General features: G+C 37.2%; 13 protein-coding genes. 5 read left to right on the top strand and 8 right to left on the bottom strand.

What is annotated here, in order from left to right:
• Positions 1-11 precede the first annotated feature (11 nt).
• Together JCM9157_RS18500 and JCM9157_RS18505 are read left to right on the top strand one after the other, a co-directional pair.
• Entirely contained in the window at positions 12-830 is an 819-nt protein-coding gene (locus JCM9157_RS18500) for a purine-nucleoside phosphorylase (RefSeq protein ID WP_035667077.1), read from the top strand.
• A gap of 48 nt (positions 831-878) precedes the next feature.
• The gene (locus JCM9157_RS18505; RefSeq protein WP_035667090.1) at positions 879-2180 is read left to right on the top strand and encodes a pyrimidine-nucleoside phosphorylase; all 1302 of its coding nucleotides are present in this window, start codon (positions 879-881) and stop codon (positions 2178-2180) included.
• A 58-nt stretch (positions 2181-2238) separates the two neighbouring features.
• On the opposite strand, the gene JCM9157_RS18510 is transcribed toward JCM9157_RS18505, so the two are convergent.
• The gene (locus JCM9157_RS18510) at positions 2239-3249 is read right to left on the bottom strand and encodes a sodium-dependent bicarbonate transport family permease (RefSeq protein WP_035667078.1); all 1011 of its coding nucleotides are present in this window, start codon (positions 3247-3249) and stop codon (positions 2239-2241) included.
• A gap of 135 nt (positions 3250-3384) precedes the next feature.
• Positions 3385-3756, bottom strand: a complete 372-nt coding sequence (locus JCM9157_RS18515) for a Na-translocating system protein MpsC family protein (protein ID WP_035667080.1) — start codon at positions 3754-3756, stop codon at positions 3385-3387.
• 413 nt (positions 3757-4169) lie between these two features.
• Between JCM9157_RS18515 and JCM9157_RS23610 the strand changes: the two genes are divergently transcribed.
• Positions 4170-7430 carry an ATP-binding protein gene (locus tag JCM9157_RS23610; protein WP_052013257.1) on the top strand — a complete coding sequence of 1087 codons (3261 nt, stop codon included), beginning with the start codon at positions 4170-4172 and terminating at the stop codon, positions 7428-7430.
• Positions 7431-7492: 62 nt separating this feature from the next.
• On the opposite strand, the gene JCM9157_RS18525 is transcribed toward JCM9157_RS23610, so the two are convergent.
• The 3 genes from JCM9157_RS18525 to JCM9157_RS18535 all read right to left on the bottom strand — a co-directional run bounded on the left by JCM9157_RS18525 (position 7493) and on the right by JCM9157_RS18535 (position 12632).
• Positions 7493-10774 (bottom strand): hypothetical protein, encoded by a 3282-nt coding sequence (locus tag JCM9157_RS18525; protein WP_035667081.1) that lies wholly within the window; start codon positions 10772-10774, stop codon positions 7493-7495.
• A gap of 142 nt (positions 10775-10916) precedes the next feature.
• Positions 10917-12062 (bottom strand): acyl-CoA dehydrogenase family protein, encoded by a 1146-nt coding sequence (locus JCM9157_RS18530; protein ID WP_035667082.1) that lies wholly within the window; start codon positions 12060-12062, stop codon positions 10917-10919.
• Positions 12063-12137: 75 nt separating this feature from the next.
• Entirely contained in the window at positions 12138-12632 is a 495-nt protein-coding gene (locus JCM9157_RS18535; protein WP_035667083.1) for a L,D-transpeptidase family protein, read from the bottom strand.
• Between the two features lie 133 nt (positions 12633-12765).
• Here JCM9157_RS18535 and JCM9157_RS24170 point away from each other — a divergent pair, with 133 nt between their 5' ends.
• On the top strand, positions 12766-12912 hold the full coding sequence (locus JCM9157_RS24170; protein WP_081734249.1) for a YycC family protein: 147 nt from the start codon (positions 12766-12768) through the stop codon (positions 12910-12912).
• A gap of 123 nt (positions 12913-13035) precedes the next feature.
• Here JCM9157_RS24170 and JCM9157_RS18540 read toward each other — a convergent pair whose 3' ends face one another.
• From JCM9157_RS18540 to JCM9157_RS18550, 3 genes are all read right to left on the bottom strand, one after another.
• Positions 13036-14406: an aldehyde dehydrogenase gene (locus JCM9157_RS18540; RefSeq protein WP_035667084.1), complete on the bottom strand. Its 1371-nt coding sequence runs from the start codon at positions 14404-14406 to the stop codon at positions 13036-13038.
• A 43-nt stretch (positions 14407-14449) separates the two neighbouring features.
• Entirely contained in the window at positions 14450-15649 is a 1200-nt protein-coding gene (locus JCM9157_RS18545) for an iron-containing alcohol dehydrogenase (RefSeq protein ID WP_035667086.1), read from the bottom strand.
• A 105-nt stretch (positions 15650-15754) separates the two neighbouring features.
• The gene (locus JCM9157_RS18550; RefSeq protein WP_369384776.1) at positions 15755-17239 is read right to left on the bottom strand and encodes a beta/alpha barrel domain-containing protein; all 1485 of its coding nucleotides are present in this window, start codon (positions 17237-17239) and stop codon (positions 15755-15757) included.
• Between the two features lie 458 nt (positions 17240-17697).
• On the opposite strand from JCM9157_RS18550, the gene JCM9157_RS18555 reads away from it, so the two are divergent.
• A complete protein-coding gene (locus JCM9157_RS18555; protein WP_035667087.1) occupies positions 17698-18639 on the top strand; it encodes an alpha/beta hydrolase in 942 nt (313 codons plus the stop codon).
• Positions 18640-18791 lie beyond the last annotated feature (152 nt).

Raw genomic sequence — 18791 nt, forward strand, 5'->3', positions numbered from 1 at the left:
GAGGGATTTTGATGGCAGATAAACAATTAATACAACAAACAGCAGATTTTTTAAAAACAAAGATGAATGAGGGGCCTTCAATTGGTTTAATTTTAGGATCAGGACTTGGGGTCTTAGCAGATGAAATTGAAAATCCAGTGAAAGTTCGCTATGAAGATATTCCGAATTTCCCAGTGTCAACTGTCGCAGGACATGCTGGTCAACTTGTATTTGGGACATTAGAAGGGAAACAAGTAGTAGCTATGCAAGGTCGCTTTCATTATTATGAGGGCTATAGTATGGATGTGGTGACATTTCCAGTACGTGTGATGAAGGCTATAGGTGTTAATCAAATCGTTGTAACCAATGCAGCTGGTGGAGTAAACGAAAGCTTTGAAGCTGGTCATTTAATGATTATTAACGACCATATAAATAATATGGGCGATAGTCCATTAATTGGACCTAATGACGAGACAATGGGAGTTCGCTTTCCAGACATGTCTAATGTGTATTCAGAGCGTTTACGCAAGTTAGCACGCGAAAAAGCAGAAAGCTTAGGGATTGACATTCAAGAAGGCGTTTATGTCGGGAACACTGGACCAGCTTATGAGACTCCAGCTGAAGTAAGGATGCTTCGGACCTTAGGAGCTGACGCGGTTGGTATGTCCACTGTTCCAGAAGTCATGGTTGCTCGTCATGCTGGGCTTGAGGTTTTAGGAATCTCTTGTATATCAAATATGGCTGCAGGAATCCTACCACAGCCTTTAACACATGATGAGGTTATGGAAACAACAGAACGTGTGAAAGCGGACTTCTTAGGAGTAATTAAAGCGATTGTCAAAGAGATGTAAGAGCTAATACATAGAAGCGGAATTGGCGAAAAGGGGAGTGACGCAATGATGCGCATGGTTGACCTAATTGAAAAAAAAAGAGATGGTCTAGAGCTAACGAAAGAGGAAATTCGCTTTATTATTAAAGGCTATACAAAAGGTGATATCCCTGATTATCAAATTTCGGCCTTAGCAATGGCAATCTTCTTTCAAGATATGACGACGAGTGAGCGTGCTGAGTTAACTATGGCAATGGTTGAATCAGGCGATCAAATTGATTTATCTGCGGTTCAAGGAGTTAAAGTTGATAAGCATTCAACAGGAGGGGTAGGCGATAAAACAACGATCGCTCTTGCCCCGCTCGTAGCAGCTTTAGGGGTTCCAGTTGCTAAAATGTCAGGTCGAGGACTTGGGCATACGGGCGGAACGATTGATAAACTAGAAGCCATTCCTGGTTTTTCTGTTGAAATTGATACGAAACAGTTTACTGAATTAGTCAATAAAAATAAACTGGCTGTAGTTGGTCAAACAGGGAATTTAACTCCTGCAGATAAAAAGCTCTATGCTCTTCGTGATGTAACAGCAACCGTTAATTCTATTCCTTTGATTGCAAGCTCTATTATGAGCAAGAAAATTGCCTCAGGTGCGGACGCTATTGTATTAGACGTTAAAACAGGCTCGGGTGCTTTTATGAAAGAATTAGATCAATCAAAGCAATTAGCTGAAGCTATGGTAGAAATTGGGAAAAATTTAGGGAGAGAGACAATGGCCATCATTTCTGATATGAATCAACCACTAGGTCGAGCAATCGGAAATGCGCTTGAAGTGAAAGAAGCCATTCAGATGCTCAGAGGAGAAGGACCTGAGGATTTAAAAGAGCTTTGTTTAACTCTCGGAAGTCAAATGGTATTTTTGGCGAAGCAAGCAATCTCTATTGAGGAAGCACGTTCAAAGCTTGAAGCAGTGATTGCAAATGGTGAGGCTCTAGAAGTGCTTAAAACTTTTATAACTTCTCAAAATGGAGATGCATCTATTGTTGACAACCCTGATAGGTTACCTTCTGCTAAATATCTAATCGAGGTTACAGCGAATGAAACAGGGACAGTATCTACCATTGTTGCTGATAAGATTGGAACGGCAGCAATGCTTCTTGGTGCAGGTCGTGCTACAAAGGATTCGACAATTGATTTAGCTGTCGGGATTGTCTTAAACAAGAAAATAGGAGATTCCGTGAAGAAAGGGGAGTCTCTTGCCACTCTCCATTCAAACTCGCAAGAAGCACAACAAGTGGTAGAAATGGTGTTAGCCGCTTACTCGATTTCGGATCAAGTAGTAATGAAACCAACATTAATCTATGAAGAAATCCATTAAAATTAGGGAAGCCTGTAGCCAAGAGAAAACTTGGCTACAGGCTAGCTTTTTATGTTTGTTAGGAAAGCCACTGGGCAAATTGATAAAAAAGTGGAATGCCGACAATTAAGTTAAAAGGAAAAGTAATGCCAAGTGCTAGCCCTAAATAGATGGAAGGGTTCGCATCAGGAACAGAAGTACGGAGAGCAGCTGGTGCTGCAATATAGGAGGCACTTCCTGCAAGAACTCCCATCAATGTCATACCACCAAGTGATAAGCCAATCAAGTGCCCCATACCTACACCTAATATCCCGCCAATAATAGGCATAATGATTCCAAATAACAACAGTTTAGGTCCATGTTTTTTTACTTCAGGAAGACGTTCTCCCGCAGTTAATCCCATACTTAACAAAAACAATATTAGTACACTGCTGTATAAATCAATAAATAAAGGTTGGATTGCTGGAATTGCTTTTTCGCCAGCTATTAAGCCAATGAGAAGCGCTCCAAGTAAAAGCATAATACTTTTTCCAAAGAAAGCTTCTTTTAGAACTTCTTTATCAATAAGAGCAGTCACAGGTGATTGAAACGCCAATTTTTGCGGAGTCAATACTGGTGAATCTTCTTTCTTGCGTTCAAGCACTTTCAATAAAATAAGTGAGATAATAATGGCTGGACTTTCCATCAAAACAACCATTGCATTCATAAAACCTTCATAACTAGTACCAGTGTGGTCAAGAAATGAAATGGCCGCACCATATGTTACGATACTCACAGATCCATAAGTAGCAGCTAGGCCGATTGCATTTTTCGTATCTAACTTAATTATTTTCAAGAGAAACAAAACAATAATTGGTAATAAAGATCCGAGAACTAGTGTTGCGATTACAGGACTAATTACTTCCTGAAATGAGTATTTTGAAAGTTCTATACCACCTTTTAATCCAATCGCAACTAATAGGAAAATACTCAAAGTTTCGTTTAATGCACTTGGAAATTTCAAATCAGATTTTAATAGTGCTGCAATTAATCCTAAAACGAAAAACAACACGACCGGACTCAAGAGATTTTGAACAATGATTTCATACATGTGTTTTCCTCCTCCTCGTAATTAATTCATAAAAAAAACCGACAACTATCGGACAAGTTAAGTAGTAACTTGTATCCTATAATTGTCGGTTTACCTTTAACAAGCTTACATAAGCCTTTTAAAGATCTCCCAATATTAACTTAACGTTTTCTCAAGGTCTGAAGCCAATCGAAACAGCATAATTCTTTCGCCAGTCTTTGTACTAATATCGGTATGAAATGTGGTAACTTCCATGCCGACCAGCTCTTGTATTAAATTACCGAGCATATCTCGACCAGATTCAACTAGTTCACTTCGAATTTTCTTAATGGAGAGGCGACCTTCATCTTTTTGACAAAGGGCATATTCTGCAGGAGTTAGGACACCCTGGAGAGTTATGATAACCATGTCACGTAAAATATCTGTTTTAACAGAAACTGAACCTCTTCCTAAAAAGTCCTTCTCCCATTGTGTTAAAGCTTTAGAGATCGTAGCTTCTAACACCCCTTTTTTTCTAGTTTCTAACATGATGTACCTCCTAAGAAGAGTTGTAGATAGTTACAAAAAAACGGCATATTCTACTTCAGTAATTCAAGTAAAATACGCCGATTTATCATTGTTTTAGTTTGAAGCAACAGTTCCTTTTTCGCTTAGCCGAGTAAATTCAACTAAACGCTAAAGTAGCTTTTTCTTCATAACTATTTCATTTGATCTCTCGGAAATTTCAATTATATTAATCATAAAATTTGATTAATAAAATGTCAATGGGTTTTTATGAGATAGGTTAAATTTGTTTTTCATTGAAAATTATTCTTCTCAGTAGCAGATAAATCCTCTAGATCGTAAGACCACTAGAAGGTATAATAAGTGCAATGTCGAATTTTGTATTAATTTGACGAGTGTAGTAGTGTTTCATAGATTAACACTTTGGAGGAACATGAATGAAAAAAAGACTTATAACGTTTAATCAGAGTATCCGTCGCAAATACATATCAATCATTGGGTTAACACTAATGTTGATCGTATTCATCGCCATTATCTTTTTAAGTTATATGACAATAGCACAAGATGAAATCGATGAGGAAAGAGCAGAAATCCAAGAAAAATTTGAAATTGTGGATGAGATGGAGTCTGCTTTAAAAGATATGCTGATAAGTGGTCGAGGTTTTTATCTTTATCAAAAAGAAGTTGATAAAAATCAAGTCTACAATTATATTAACCAACTAAAAATCTTATCTGAACAATACCGTCAGTTGCCTTTAAATGAAAGAGAACTAGAATTAGTAGAAAGCATTTCAGAATTTTATACAGAGTATGAGACTGATATTTTTGAAAGGTCATCTATACTTGCGGCTAGTGGTCAATATGAAGAGCTTAAAAGCTTTGCAGATCAAGGAGCGTATCAAAAAATTGAGCAGTTTTTAATTTATACTGAAAAATTTAAAACCCATGCCGAAACTGAACTAGACGCAGCTTTCCAAGATTCTTTAACACAAGCTAAGAAATTCACCATTATTGTGTTTGTGTTCAGTAGCTTAGTATTAGTCCTTTTTATCTATTTGATTGGCCGTATCATTAGAGATATTGTTATGCCAATTGAAGAGTTGACGGTAGCTACTAAACATTTAGCTAAGGGAGAAGCGATTAGATTAACAGAGTTTAACCGTAAAGACGAAATAGGCTCGCTTTCAAGCTCATTTATTAAGATGGCGAAAACCATCCAAGAGAAAGAAGAAGAATTAACAGCTCAGAATGAAGAGCTACTCGCTCAACAAGATGAATTAACAGCCCAGCAGCATCAATTGCAGAGAACGCTGACAGAGATTGAAAGCATAACAAAAGCTTTGGATCAATCAGCCGTTGTGGCGATACTAGATCCTAATGGTGTTTTAAATTATGTTAATGATAAATTTGCTGAACTGACACAATACAAGAAAAATGAGTTGCTTGGAAAACCTTTTTCACTTTTACAGGGTAGAGAGAGTGCAAGTGATATAGAAACAATGTGGTCAACAATTCAAAACGGTAGTATTTGGATCGATCAGGTACAGAACACGAAGAAAGACGGAAATAAATATTGGTTGAAGATGACTATTGTTCCATATGTGGATGCTAAGGGAATTCCCTATCAATATATTCTGATTGGAAATGACATAACAACGACTATCAGCACTCAAGAGAAGTTATTAGATTCATTGAAACAAACCGAAAAAGCGAAAGAAAAGGTAGAGAGGTATAGTCATTTAAGTCAAGCCCTGACTTTTACCCTTGATAAGAAAGAGTTAACAAATGAAATTCTTCATAACCTTAATGAACTATATTTCTTTGATGCAAGTATTATCAGCTTAGCTCAGGACGATGTGTATTCTGCAAAAGGACTTTCAAAGGAAACCATTGAACGCTTTAACACCAGTGTTTCTGAACAACAATTTGCAAGGTTACAAGATGAGCCGTATTACATCATAAAACGAAAAGCAGATCCTGTGGAGCTAGGTATCTCTATGACAGATGTAATGTGTTATGACTTTTATGCTGCTCTTTATAATGGTAATCAAGCTTTGGTTGGAGTTTTTGCGGCTACAAGAATTGGCAGTATAATTACAGAGGATGAAATGGAAGAGATCTATGGAATGATGAAGCAAATTTCACTAGCTCTTGAACGGATTAAAATGTATGAAGAAGTAGAATATTCTAGAAAACTAAATCGTGACATCGTAAATAATGTTAATGAAGGAATACAATTTGTTTCAATTAACGGTGATATGTTGCATAGTAATGAGGCAATTAGTCAGTTGATTACGGGTCAAAACTGGTCTAGTCAACATCATATTCCAAAAAAGATTTGGATTTCAGATGTTGTAAATGAAGCAAATGAAAAAGAAGAATTAGAGATCTTCTTTGTTGAAGCAATTGAAGCTAACTTTAAAGATAGAAGAAACTATCGTTACTCCTTACAAGGATCACACTCACGCTTTATAGATGTATATGCGACTTCCGTTTTTCAACGAGGTGAAAAAGTTGGTACGATCTTTGTTCATCGTGATATTACAAAAGAGCATGAAGTCGATCAAATGAAATCAGAACTTGTAAGTACAGTTAGTCATGAACTACGAACACCGTTATCAAGCGTACTTGGTTTTACTGAGCTACTAATTACAAAAGAGCTCAAACCTGAAAGACAGCAAAAATATTTATCAACCATTCATAAAGAAGCTAAGAGATTAACGAATTTATTTAATGACTTTCTTGATCTGCAAAGAATGGAATCAGGAACGCAAAATTATGTAATGGAAACATTGAAAATAAACGAAATTGTCATGGAAACGGTTAGACAATTTAAGCATGAAAAGCGTCACCATGTATTTTTAACTGATGAGGCTCCGAACGTAAAGGTTAATATAGATAAAGAAAGAATGATGCAAGTATTTACAAATATTATTAGTAATGCGATTAAATTTTCACCTGAGGGTGGAGATGTGGAAATTTCATTATCTAATAATGACAAGCATTTATTAATAAAAATTAAAGATCAAGGACTTGGAATTCCTGAAAATGATATTCCTTCACTTTTTAAGAAATTCCACAGAATTGATAATAGTGAGCGAAGAAAGATTGGGGGCACCGGTTTAGGATTAGCTATCTGTAAAGAAATCATTACACAACACAATGGTGAAATAGGGATTGAATCAAAAGAAGGCAAAGGGACAACAGTTATTATAAAGTTACCGTTACTTGCTACTGAATTAGAGGATGCCACAATTGAGACAGAATTTAATTCAGATACTAACGGTAAAGAAAAAAATGTATTAATTGTTGAAGATGATACGAGTCTAGCATTGCTATTATCAGAGGAGTTAAAAGGAAAAGGCTTTAAGGTGCTTCACTACAGTGATCCGTTAAGGGCTTATAAAGATGCGAGGAAAATTCCTTTAGTAGGAATTGTTGTTGACTTAATGTTAGGAGAAGAAATGAATGGATGGGATTTAATTAGAAGTTTAAAAGAAGATGAGCTTACTAAACAAATTCCAATTATCATTTCTTCGGCTCTTGATAAATCAGAAGAACAAGTTGAAAAATGGAGCATAGAAAAATATTTAACAAAGCCCTACCCTCCTTATGAATTATCCAAAACAATAGTAGAATTTTTATTAAAATCAGAAACTGGAGACGTTTTGTTTCCTAATATTCAACAAGATCGTTAATTGAAAAAGCCTGCATGTGCGAAAAGTGGTTGCACAGCAGGCTTTTTTGTTGCAAATTTTATCTAATTCTTGGTTTTCCAATATTCTTGAAGAATAAAGTAAGATTGTTTTAATCGTTCTTCTGACAGCGGTACGTCCCATTTTTCCCAACTATATAATTTCATCTCTTGTCCATTAAGTTCTGAATTAATTATCTTAGGAAGTGAGCTTTTTAGTTCATTGTTGTTGTCTAATAAAAGAACAGCTATTTTGATTCCATCTATATATTCTTTTCGGTGAAGATGCTGATATAGTTCTTTTTCAGATCCATTTTTATAAAGGTCACCCATGATTTCACGTTGGCTAGGATCTTTAACATTAAGCAGTGCCCATGGGATTCTTATTTCTAAAATTGTATCATCTTCTGAATAATAATAATCTGCTAAGGAATCGTAATCTTCTGATTGTGGATTACCATTACCATAACGGAATTCACCAGTTTCATAAGCAACAAAATCAAATGTTTCGCCCGTATCTGGACGAGTCATTTCTTTGTTTAAAGCTAATTGAATTTTATTAAACATGCCACTGTTTCGGTTAGGGATAGTAACCTGATCACTAAGCATGTTTAAATCTACACCGTAGTGAAATAAAAACGTATCGTAATAGGCATCTACTAATAGATTGGCTCGGTCTTTACCTTGAATATCTAGTACAAAGTCAATACCAGTATTAAAAGCCTTGAGTGAAGGGATCTCCATAAACTGTTCGTTACCTTGATTTGGGTGAACATCGAACATAAATACAGGACGGAGATTTTCTTCACCCATATGAACTCGTTCACTTAAATCGAGTCTAAGATAAAGGTAGCGTTCATCAGAGTCAACGAATAGTTGTTCTAGAGAGCCGTTAGAATACGGGTACAATGGATCTGTCTCCCAATCGTCAATTTCACCATCGACCTTAATTTTAAGACGGTCAAAGCCGAGTAAACCAAATTGTTGCTCGTTCGTTTGAGCATTTGACCAATATGGTCTGCGATCGGTATTGTCATAATCCATTGTGTTCCAAGTTCTTTTAAACCATTCATCTTGCCAAGTGAATACTAGACCACCAAGCATATCTTCCTTAACAATATCTTCGTATAAATGAACTAGAATATTCCCTTGCTCTTCTTCAGAGAGAAAGCCTTGATTCCAACCAAATGGATTTACATGCGTAAGCCCTCTTGAAGCTGGGACCCCGAATTCTGCAACTAAAATCGGCAGATCATGAGCAGCATTCAAATCTTTCAAATACCCAGCATAGTTATTCCGCTCACCGCGATGATCAATAAATTCAGTATATTTCTCTTCTAAGTTTAAGAAATCCGGATAATACGGGTAAATGTGATAGGAAGCAAACATTCCAACTTCGGATACTTCATTTTTAACTTTTAATTTATTAGGATCAACGACAGCTAAGTCTTCACTTTCTGAAGGCTCAGCGGGATGATCGAGTAAGTCTGTAGTAACCCAGTTTGTAAAACTTACTGGTCTAATCCAACCATATTGTTCTTGCTCATAAGAGACAAGCTCGTCAAGTTGCCACGCAAGCCATTGTTCCATTCCATCCGCATTGACACTGTCGATGTAAGTTCCGTTGTAATCTTCTTGATTGGCATATTTTAGACTCATGTTATGAACCATTTCTGGGTCCCATTCAATCCCAATGATCCAGCCAATGACGTAAGCGGAAATATCCGTATAATAAGAGCCATGAGCATGGCCGCTACGTTCTTCTATATTCGCTTGTCCATGAATGGCGTCGACAATGTTTCTCCATTCGGTTTGAAACTCCTCAACAATTTCAGAGCTATAAGCATCGGCTTCAGGATGTTTCTCCCTAAGTTCATGAAGTAGATCTTCATTAAACCAAGTACCATGCATCAGATAGATTGGTTTATCATGCTCTGAGTTATATCTTTTCAAAGCACGATAAAAATCAGGAGGATGTAAGGTATAGACTCGAACGGTATTAGCATTCATTTCACCAATTTGCTCAAACCAACGATAGTACTCACTTTCTTTTATAGCTGCTTCTCCCGGCCAAGTACCAGGTTTCCCCATTCCCATATTAACTCCTTTAATCGCTACAGGTTCCCAATTACCATTATGGTAGATTTCAAATGTTGATCCTTGTATTCGAGCCGAATAAGAAGCATCGCCGCTAGAAGTAGACGGAAAGGTTTGTTCGTTCATTATTTTTTCTTGGTTTTCCATTTGGAGGATTTTTTTCATCATTGGAACATAAGCTCTATAGAAAAAACTTGAATCAGGGCTAGTCGCTTCAAATGAAGTTAAAGCCTTCCATTTAGACCACCCAGCAAATCTCGTTAAAGAAGGTACTGTATTAATATCAACAAAATCTCCAGCAAAATAAAAGAGATTCGATTGATTTTTCCGATGGTGAATAACAGCTGCAAATTGACTTGGTATTTGATGCTTCTTTAAGAGTTCTTTTCCATCAGATGTTAAATCCCAGTCGTAATAAGCAAGGACATCTTGTTCATCATACGGGGTTACAATGTCAAACCAGTACTGATATGGCGGACTTTCTTCTAAACCAAAAAAGCCTTTTCCAGCTTCGGTAAACGCAAGTCTTAGCTCGGATGCTCCGACATGATTAAGTTTTTCTGATAAAACGACGATTTCTTCTTTCCAATCATGCACAAGAACAAAGCCGCTTTCTTCATAAGCCCAACGCTCACCTGTAAAAGCTTCATGTCGTTCAATCATCCAAATTGGTAATTCTTCATTATCACGATGTAAATCTTCGAAATAACGGCCGGTCCAGCCTGTCCAATCAAGGCTTAAAAAGTCAGTTATATCTTTTCTAACACTTTCCTCAGTTGGGGAAGCAAAAGAATTAAATTCAGCTACAAGAGTACTAGGGTGGGTAGTAATATGTTTTTTAATTGTTTGCCACTCTTCCTGTAAAAGGCCTCCGTAAATTAGTTCTGAACGTTCCCCCCTAGAGTTAGGTGTCCAAGGCAAGTCATCCTGATAGACACCATATGTATCAGCCATATAAACAAGGTCTGTTCCTGTTAGTGATGATGGTAGGGGACGGACGCTATGTTTTTTTTCGCTATCATTAGGAACAAAGCCGTAATAATCTGTTTCAGCACTATAATTGCCTGTGTTCTGTTCATATTTTAAATGATTTAAAAGCCAAGTAAGCCCATTGTGTTCTCTGTATGATTCGGTTGGTACAGTTTTATCTAATATAACGACATTAAGTTCTTGACTTGATTGAATGGACCATAAAATGAAAGGTATAAAAATAACAAGTACAAAAATGAGTAGTAAAAGTAACTTTTTCATGGTTTCCCCCTTGTCATCATTATACAAGATTCGACAGGGGGATAGTGAAAATTTATTTGTCGTATATTCATAATCCAAATGAACGATTGAAGTGTAATCGAAAAAACGGAGGTCCTGCAAAAAGAATTGCAAGACCTCCATTTTATTTATTAAAAGCCTCAGTTGCTAGTTGAATTAGAGTACGATCATCCATAGGAGGATTATGGAGTCCAGCCCGAACATCGCGGTAATACCGTTGAATGGCATTGTCTTTAAACAAACTTTGAGCACCGACGACTCTCATTGCTCGGTCTACTATTTCAATAGCCGCATTCACGACATGATATTTAACGGAACCAAGCTCTGATTGCATTTGTTTCTTCTCATCATCCGAAATTTGGTCCCATTTTTGAGCGACTCCGTAAAGAAAATAGCGAGCTTGTAGTAAGGCCGCCTCATTCTCTCCAATTTTAACTTGAACGTTTGGAAGTTCTTTAATAGCTGTTTGCAAGCTGTTAGGGGAGTAGGAGGTAGCAAAGTCAATGGCAAATTGCTCTGCTGCTTGTGCAATTCCCAAGTAACAAGCAGGAATATGTAAAAGCCAACCTGCAGGGCGTTTATTACCAGGGTGAATAACTTCTAAAAAGGCATCTTCGGGTACTTGCACCTGCTCCAAATATAAATCATGACTAGCGGTTCCTCTCATAGCAATGGAATTCCATGTTTCTTTAATTTTTACCCCGGTTAAAGATTTGTGAATAAGAAAATTACCGACTTGCTCGTCATCCATTGTTGCTGAAACAATAAAATAGTCGAGAGCAGGAGCCATTGAAGTAAAACTTTTTCTGCCTGTAATGATCCACGAATTACCTTCACGAGCAGCTCGAGTCGTTGGTTTTCCACCACGTGTAGGACTTCCGGTTTCTGGTTCTGAAGCTGCAGCATTTAGTAATACCCCATCTTCAACAATCTCTTTAAAGAGCTTATGCAGTATGTTCTCTGGCCAATTCGAATGCTCAGCAAGTTGACTCACAAGACCAATATGCCATCCTATTGATAAAGCAGTTGACCCATCAGCTTGGGCAATTAACTCTTGAAGTGGTAACCATTCTGATAATGTTAATCCTTGTCCTCCATAAGCCTTAGGAACAGTTAAAGAGGTATAACCTATTTTTTTTAAGTCTTCGATGTTTTCCATTGGAAAAGAGTTTTCTTCATCATGTTGTTTTGCTCGTTGTGCGAAAGTAACTACAGTTTCTTTTAGTATGCTCTTCCTTTCATTCAAGGTTGTTACACTATGAAGATGCATGACCATCCCTCCAGTCCTTCTTTTCTAAATTTTATCATAAAGGGTGAGAGAGTTAGAAAGATAGAGCTTGATTTTTTATGGTCTAATATATACGGCTGTTCCGTTCGGCACAAATTGAGCTAATTCGTTTACATCATGGTTGTGCATTCTCACACAACCTAACGAGACATATTGACCAATTGAGGCGGGATCATTCGTCCCGTGTATGCCATACGATTTTTTTGATAAGCTTAACCACATAGAACCGAATGGACCTCCTGGATTCGGTGCACGGTTAACAATGATAAAATCGCCAACAGGTGTTTCGTGGAGCATTCTTCCTACTCCAATAGGATAGACTTTTTGAATTATACCGTTTTCTTGTAACGTTAATGTTCTATTGGATAAAGAAATGTGGATCGTATAAGGAATAGTGGAAGGAGACGGGAGACCAGGTATATTAATAGGTTGACCAACAATAATAACATTTGGGTCTATTCCGGGATTGGCCGCAAGCAAGCTAGAAAAAGAAGTACGATAGTCTTCAGAAATAGCAAACAATGTTTCTCCAGGCTTCACGATGTGGATCATTGCCATACCTCCTTTTCTACCAAGTTATTAGGCAATGGCGAGTATAGAACAATAATTGTTATGATTTGATTGGCTCGCCTTTTTAATCTGTGGTTAAATAGTAATGAGAATAAAGAAGATGGAGGGATCATTCATGAGACCATTACAAATATCTGCTGAAACTGCGCAAAAGCTTTCAGAACAACTTAAAGTACCAATTGAGCAAATCATGCATATGCCACAACACATATTGCTTGCCAAATTAGCAGAGCTTGAGAAAAACGCGAATAAAGAAGAATAGAATGTTTGTAGAGGCCCATCTTGAAGCAGAGTGAGCTCAAATGATAGTAAAAAGTTATCCCAAAAGGACTGTTTTTCCTTTTGGGATAACTTTTTGTAATGAACAAGCGGTCAGGTGAAACAATTACTTTAAGAAATACTTAAGTTTTTTTAAACCATCTTTTACGTTTGGATACCTAAGGGGAATATCAAACTTTGTTGTTTGTTTTAAGATGCTTTTTTTATGTGAAAATGTGTCAAAGCTGCCTTTTCCATGGTAGGAACCAATTCCACTAGTTCCGACGCCACCAAAGGGCAAATGAGGGGATGCAATATGATAGATCGTATCATTGATACACCCTCCGCCAAAAGAAATGTCTTTTAATACTGTTTGTTGTGTGTTGCTGCTCTCTGTAAAAAGATAGAGTGCAAGAGGTTTTGGATGATGATGAATGCCTTCAATTGCCTCAGAAAGTTGATGGTATTCCAAAATAGGAAGAATCGGACCGAATATTTCATCTTGCATCACATGGTCATCCCAGTGAATGTTTGTTAATACAGTTGGCTCAATCCTTAATTGATCTTCGTTAGTATTACCGCCAATGAAGGTTTCGCCATCTTTCAAAAAGGATTGAAGACGTTTAAAATGTTTACTACTTACAATTCTAGTGTAGTTGGGATTTGTAAGAGGATGTTCCCCGTATAGTTCTTGAATGGCCTGTTTAAGCAACTTTAAAAATTCTGTTTTTATGTTTTGATGAACGTATAAGTAGTCTGGAGCAACACATGTTTGACCTGCGTTCATAAATTTCCCCCATGCAATACGTTTGGCAGCTATTTTGATATTGGCATCATCGTGAACGATACAAGGACTTTTGCCTCCAAGCTCTAATGTGACAGGGGTAAGGTTTTTTGCTGCTGACTCCATCACGATTTTGCCAACAGGTACACTACCAGTAAAAAAGATGTAATCTATGTTCTCACTCAGGAGTGCCTGGCTTGTTTCCACTCCGCCTTGTACAACAGAAATAAACTCCCTAGGGAATAATTCAGAGATGAGATCACTTAAAACTGCTGACGTTTGCGGTGTTAATTCTGAAGGCTTTAAGAGAGCGCAATTTCCGGCAGCGATTGCACCTATTAAAGGAGCAATCGCCAATTGAAACGGATAATTCCACGGAGCGATAATTAGGGCGACACCATAGGGCTCAGGATAGATAAAGCTTACCGAACCAAAATGGGTTGTAGGTGTTTTTACTTTTTCAGGTTTAGCCCAGTTACGAACATGTTTGAGTGCAAATCGAATTTCTTCAAGTATTACTCCAATTTCAGTAGAATAAGCTTCAAACTCAGATTTGTTTAAATCAGTGTTCAAAGCTTTGACTAAACGCTCTTCATTAGTTCGGATACCTTCCCTTAATTTTTGTAAAGCTTCTAGGCGAAAATGTAACTCTTTAGTTTTTCCAGTAAGGAAAAATTGTTTTTGTTGATTAATTAATGTTTGATAGTTTTCCAATCGGTCAACCTCCATCTTTTTTCATTGTTAAATTACATCATGTTTATTGTGTGATTAATTGATAAAGCTGCACCATATCTTTCTTACGAAGAATTTTAGGCACAGGATAAAGTGGATTAGCTTCCTTCAAAGCTCTTTCTATCATTAAGGGGAGATCTTTTTCTAGTACCCCATTTATTTTGTGTGGAATGTTCATATCTTCATTTAACTTCCTAATTGCTTTAATAAACATCTTTGACTTTTCTTCTTCAGTATCTGTCTCAGAACCTAAACCTACTAAATCAGCTAGCTCTGCCAATGGTTTGTGTACGGCGTCCTCATAATACTCAAGTACATATGGTAAGATTATCGCATTTGCTAAACCGTGAGGAATTTGATAAAAGCCTCCAAGTGTATGAGCAATTGCATGAACATAGCCGATGTATGCACGAGTAAATGCAACTCCTGCTAAGTATGAAGCTTTTTGCATGTTCTTACGTGCACGGACATTTGAGCCGTTTGAATAAGCTTCGTAAATATTATCAAATATTAATTTTACGGCTTCTCTACTACACTGCTTTGTTTCTTTAGTGTTACTTTTACCGATATAAGCTTCTACAGCGTGGGTCAACGCATCTAAACCAGTAGTTGATGTAATAGCTGGAGGTAGCTTCATGGTAAGTAATGGATCGAGCACAGCGAAGTGGGGAATTAACACTGTATCATTAATTGCGTATTTTTCAAACGTTCTTTTGTCAGATACCACAGCTGCAAGTGTCGCCTCACTTCCTGTACCCGATGTTGTCGGTACAGCAAAGAGTGTAGGAAGTTTTCTTCTTACCTTTAATTGCCCCTTCATTTGAGGAATGGTTCTTTTCGTTCTAGCTAGACGCGCGCCCACAGCTTTGGCACAGTCTATTGGAGATCCACCACCGAAAGCTACAATGCCTCGACAATTATGATTTCTGTATACGAATAAAGCTTCTTCTATATTCTCTATCGTAGGATTTTGAACTGTATTGTCATAGATGAAGAATTGGATACCTTCATGCTTTAATTTTAAAAGCAATGGCTGCAATAACCCAATAGAAACGATGCCTTTATCTGTGATAATTAATACACGATCGATGTTTTGTTTTTTGATCACCGAAGGCAGTTTCCTTACACTGTTTTCTCCCTCTAATAAGATGGGTTTACGCCACCTTAAAAAATAAGCGGTTATTCTAAATATCTTTTGATAGAGTCTACAATAAAGATTGTACATGTTATTCCTCACCTCTTATAAGAATCGCTAACTTTAAATAGTTCCCTAAAATCTTATTCAAACCAGAAATCTAAAGAACTAAGTAAATTCTAACGTCCTTAAACATCATTTATTTTGTTTTAAATGAAAATAAGAGTATGAAAATATTAATCCAGTAACATATAAAACTAGAGCGAAATACGCAGGCAATAAATGGACGAATGATGTATATCCAATTATAAAATGAATCGCAATTCCACTTGCAAAAGCAGGAATGCCACCTATAAATAAAGCCCACCATACCCAGCGGTTCCCTTGTTGAAATCCCCAAAGCGCTGTCATTAATACAAGTAATCCGACGCTGAGTAAAGCACTTCCAAATCCAGCTCGATCATGAGCAATAACAGGAATTAAGCGACTGTTAAATTCTGAAAGCATATCAGCGGGCATACAAAGATAGAGAAGGTCTGTCGTAACAAATACATTAGACACGCCTATATAAGAGATCGTTATTCCGCCGATTACAAACGAGAACCCTAAAACAACGAACGAGAATTGCCCAATTAAACTTTTTTTCCAAGTTAAATGGTTTTTGCGATTGGTTGAAGAGGGAGTTCCTCGCAAATTTCTAGTCTGAAAGAATCCATTTAAGTAAAAAGGAAGTAATATGATCCAAAAGAGAAGATGAAGCCAGTCAAAGTATCCGTAACCAATAAAAAGTAAAATTCCTAGAAAGCCGACAATAGCTGCCGCATCAATAGCTTGTTTCGCCCAGCGCAAGCCATTTTTAACGCCATAGTTTGCTAGGACCACGTATAGGAAACCACCTGATATCATCGTTCCAGCTAAAGTCATTCGATCATGAGCCATAAAATAAAGAATTCGTTCGTTGAAATCTTCAATTGTACCTCTAGTCATTTCAAGAAAGAATTCATCGTAAGGAAGAATGATTGTCGTCATACTTAACAGTAATGTAATGAGTCCACCTATTAAAATCGAAAAACCAAAAAGCCAATATGATTTCCAACCGACTACTTCTGAGTTCTCCGTCCCAAGCTGCTCTACTTGAGCTTCTTTAATGCGTTTTGGTAGTCCTGGTCCTGCAAATACATAACCTGAAGAGAGTAATACAAGATCTGCACCGTTCTCGAGTAATAGTAGTGCATCTTCTGGATTAATCACGCCACCCACCGTAATGACTGGCAGATTAAAGTTTTGGCTTTTAAGAGTGGCCAGTATATTTTGATGATTGATTAACGTTTCAGAGTGAGTACATCCGTTTTTTTCATCTAAAATAATGCCTGAATATTTTGCTTTAATAAGACTTAAAAATGCTACATCAAATTGTGTAGGGTTTATCGCTACATAAATCGGTTTACGAGAGATGCGTGTGGGTAATTGCTCAGTCTTTAGTTTGTCGTATGGAAAAATAAAAGCGTCTGCAAAACGATCTAATTTTTCCATTAGTTCTACTTGTTCTTGTCGGGCTCCTGTTACTCGGATAAACAGTGGTAGACTCAATTTTAGTTTTTGTAATTTTTCTATCACGTTTTCAATTCCAATGGACTCACTAGAATCACTAATGTCTATCGTTTGGTTCTTATAATCCATTAAGGGAGCTGTTCCTTTGTTGGCATTCTTAGTGATTGGACCAATCTCGATAAAACCAAACCCTAAATTAGAAAAAGCTGCAGTACCTGATAAATGAGGATCTAGCTTACCTGAAACCCCAATTGAGTTTGAAAAGGTTAAATCACCTATTGTTTTTTGAGCAAAGGAGAGGACTCTTCTCTCCCAAGAAAATGGATCACTTGTTTACCAAAAGGTAATGACGCAATTGTAGACATTGATTTATGTATGAAATTACGAGAGTAGGTGGGAGGTACTTTCGTTAAAAAAGGCTTGAATAAAAGATGATAGGACCAGTCCGGCATAGTCCCTCCTCCTTTCGTAGAGCAGATAGTTTTATTGTATACTCTCTAAAGCTTACAAATAAAGAAGAAAGATGTTGCTATTCTCTTTCTCTGATATAATACACTTTATCAGTATAAATAAAGAAGGTATTTACTATGTTGGTCATATTATTTATAGGGTTCATTGTTATTTTAAGTGGAACTAGTTTTTACTTTTACCATAAAGCGATTCGAAGTTCATCCAAACCGTTTTTAAATGAGGATCCGGATTTAACAAAATCAAAGTCTGCATCAAAATTTATAAAAATGGAAACAGATGATCCGAAAACTTGGTTTAGTAGGCAAAATGTAAACACAGTTCATATCCTCTCAAATGATGGACTTATTTTACAAGGTTATCTACTTGAAGCGCGAAGACAAACACAACATACGGTTATTATTGCTCACGGTTATTCAGGACAAGCGAGGGATATGGCCAGATATGCTAGATTTTATTATGAGAAACTAGGGTATAATGTTTTGTTACCCGATGCGAGGGGACATGGAGCGAGCGAAGGTCATTATATCGGTTTTGGCTGGCATGAGAGAAAAGATTATCTTTCTTGGATTAACAGTGTGATTGAGCGATATGGTGCTCAATCGAAAATTACTCTTCATGGTGTTTCAATGGGGGCAGCGACAGTTCTGATGACAAGTGGGGAGAATCTCCCTAAGCAAGTGAAAGCTGTTGTTGCAGATTGCGGCTATACATCTGCTAAAGATGTGTTAACACACCAACTAAAAAGAATGTACCATCTACCTAGTTTCCCATTATTGCAGGTTACAAGTTTGTTGACTAAGCTTAAAGCTGGCTATACGTTTAGTGAAGCATCTGCGCTTAAGCAAGTAAAAAAAGCTAGTATCCCCATTTTATTTATCCATGGAGAAGAAGACAGGTTTGTTCCAACATCTATGGTCCATCAGCTTTATAATGCCGCTAAAAGCAAAAAAGAGCTCATGCTCGTACCTAATGCCACTCATGGAGAAGCATATGTCGTCAATACGAATGCTTATGAAACAAAAATCAGACAATTTCTTCACAAATATAAAGAGCGGTAGCGAAGTATGCTATCGCTTTTGTTATGGTTATTTTTTAGTAGCTGTTTTTGCATAATTCGTTGTATGGGGCTTACTGACTCGTAGTGAAATGGAGCGGAAGTCACTTGACTCCTGCGGGATGCAGAGGTAGGGGCGAGACCCCACAGGCGTAG

The organism is Halalkalibacter akibai JCM 9157 (genome assembly GCF_000513135.1).
GTDB lineage: Bacteria > Bacillota > Bacilli > Bacillales > Bacillaceae_D > Halalkalibacter > Halalkalibacter akibai.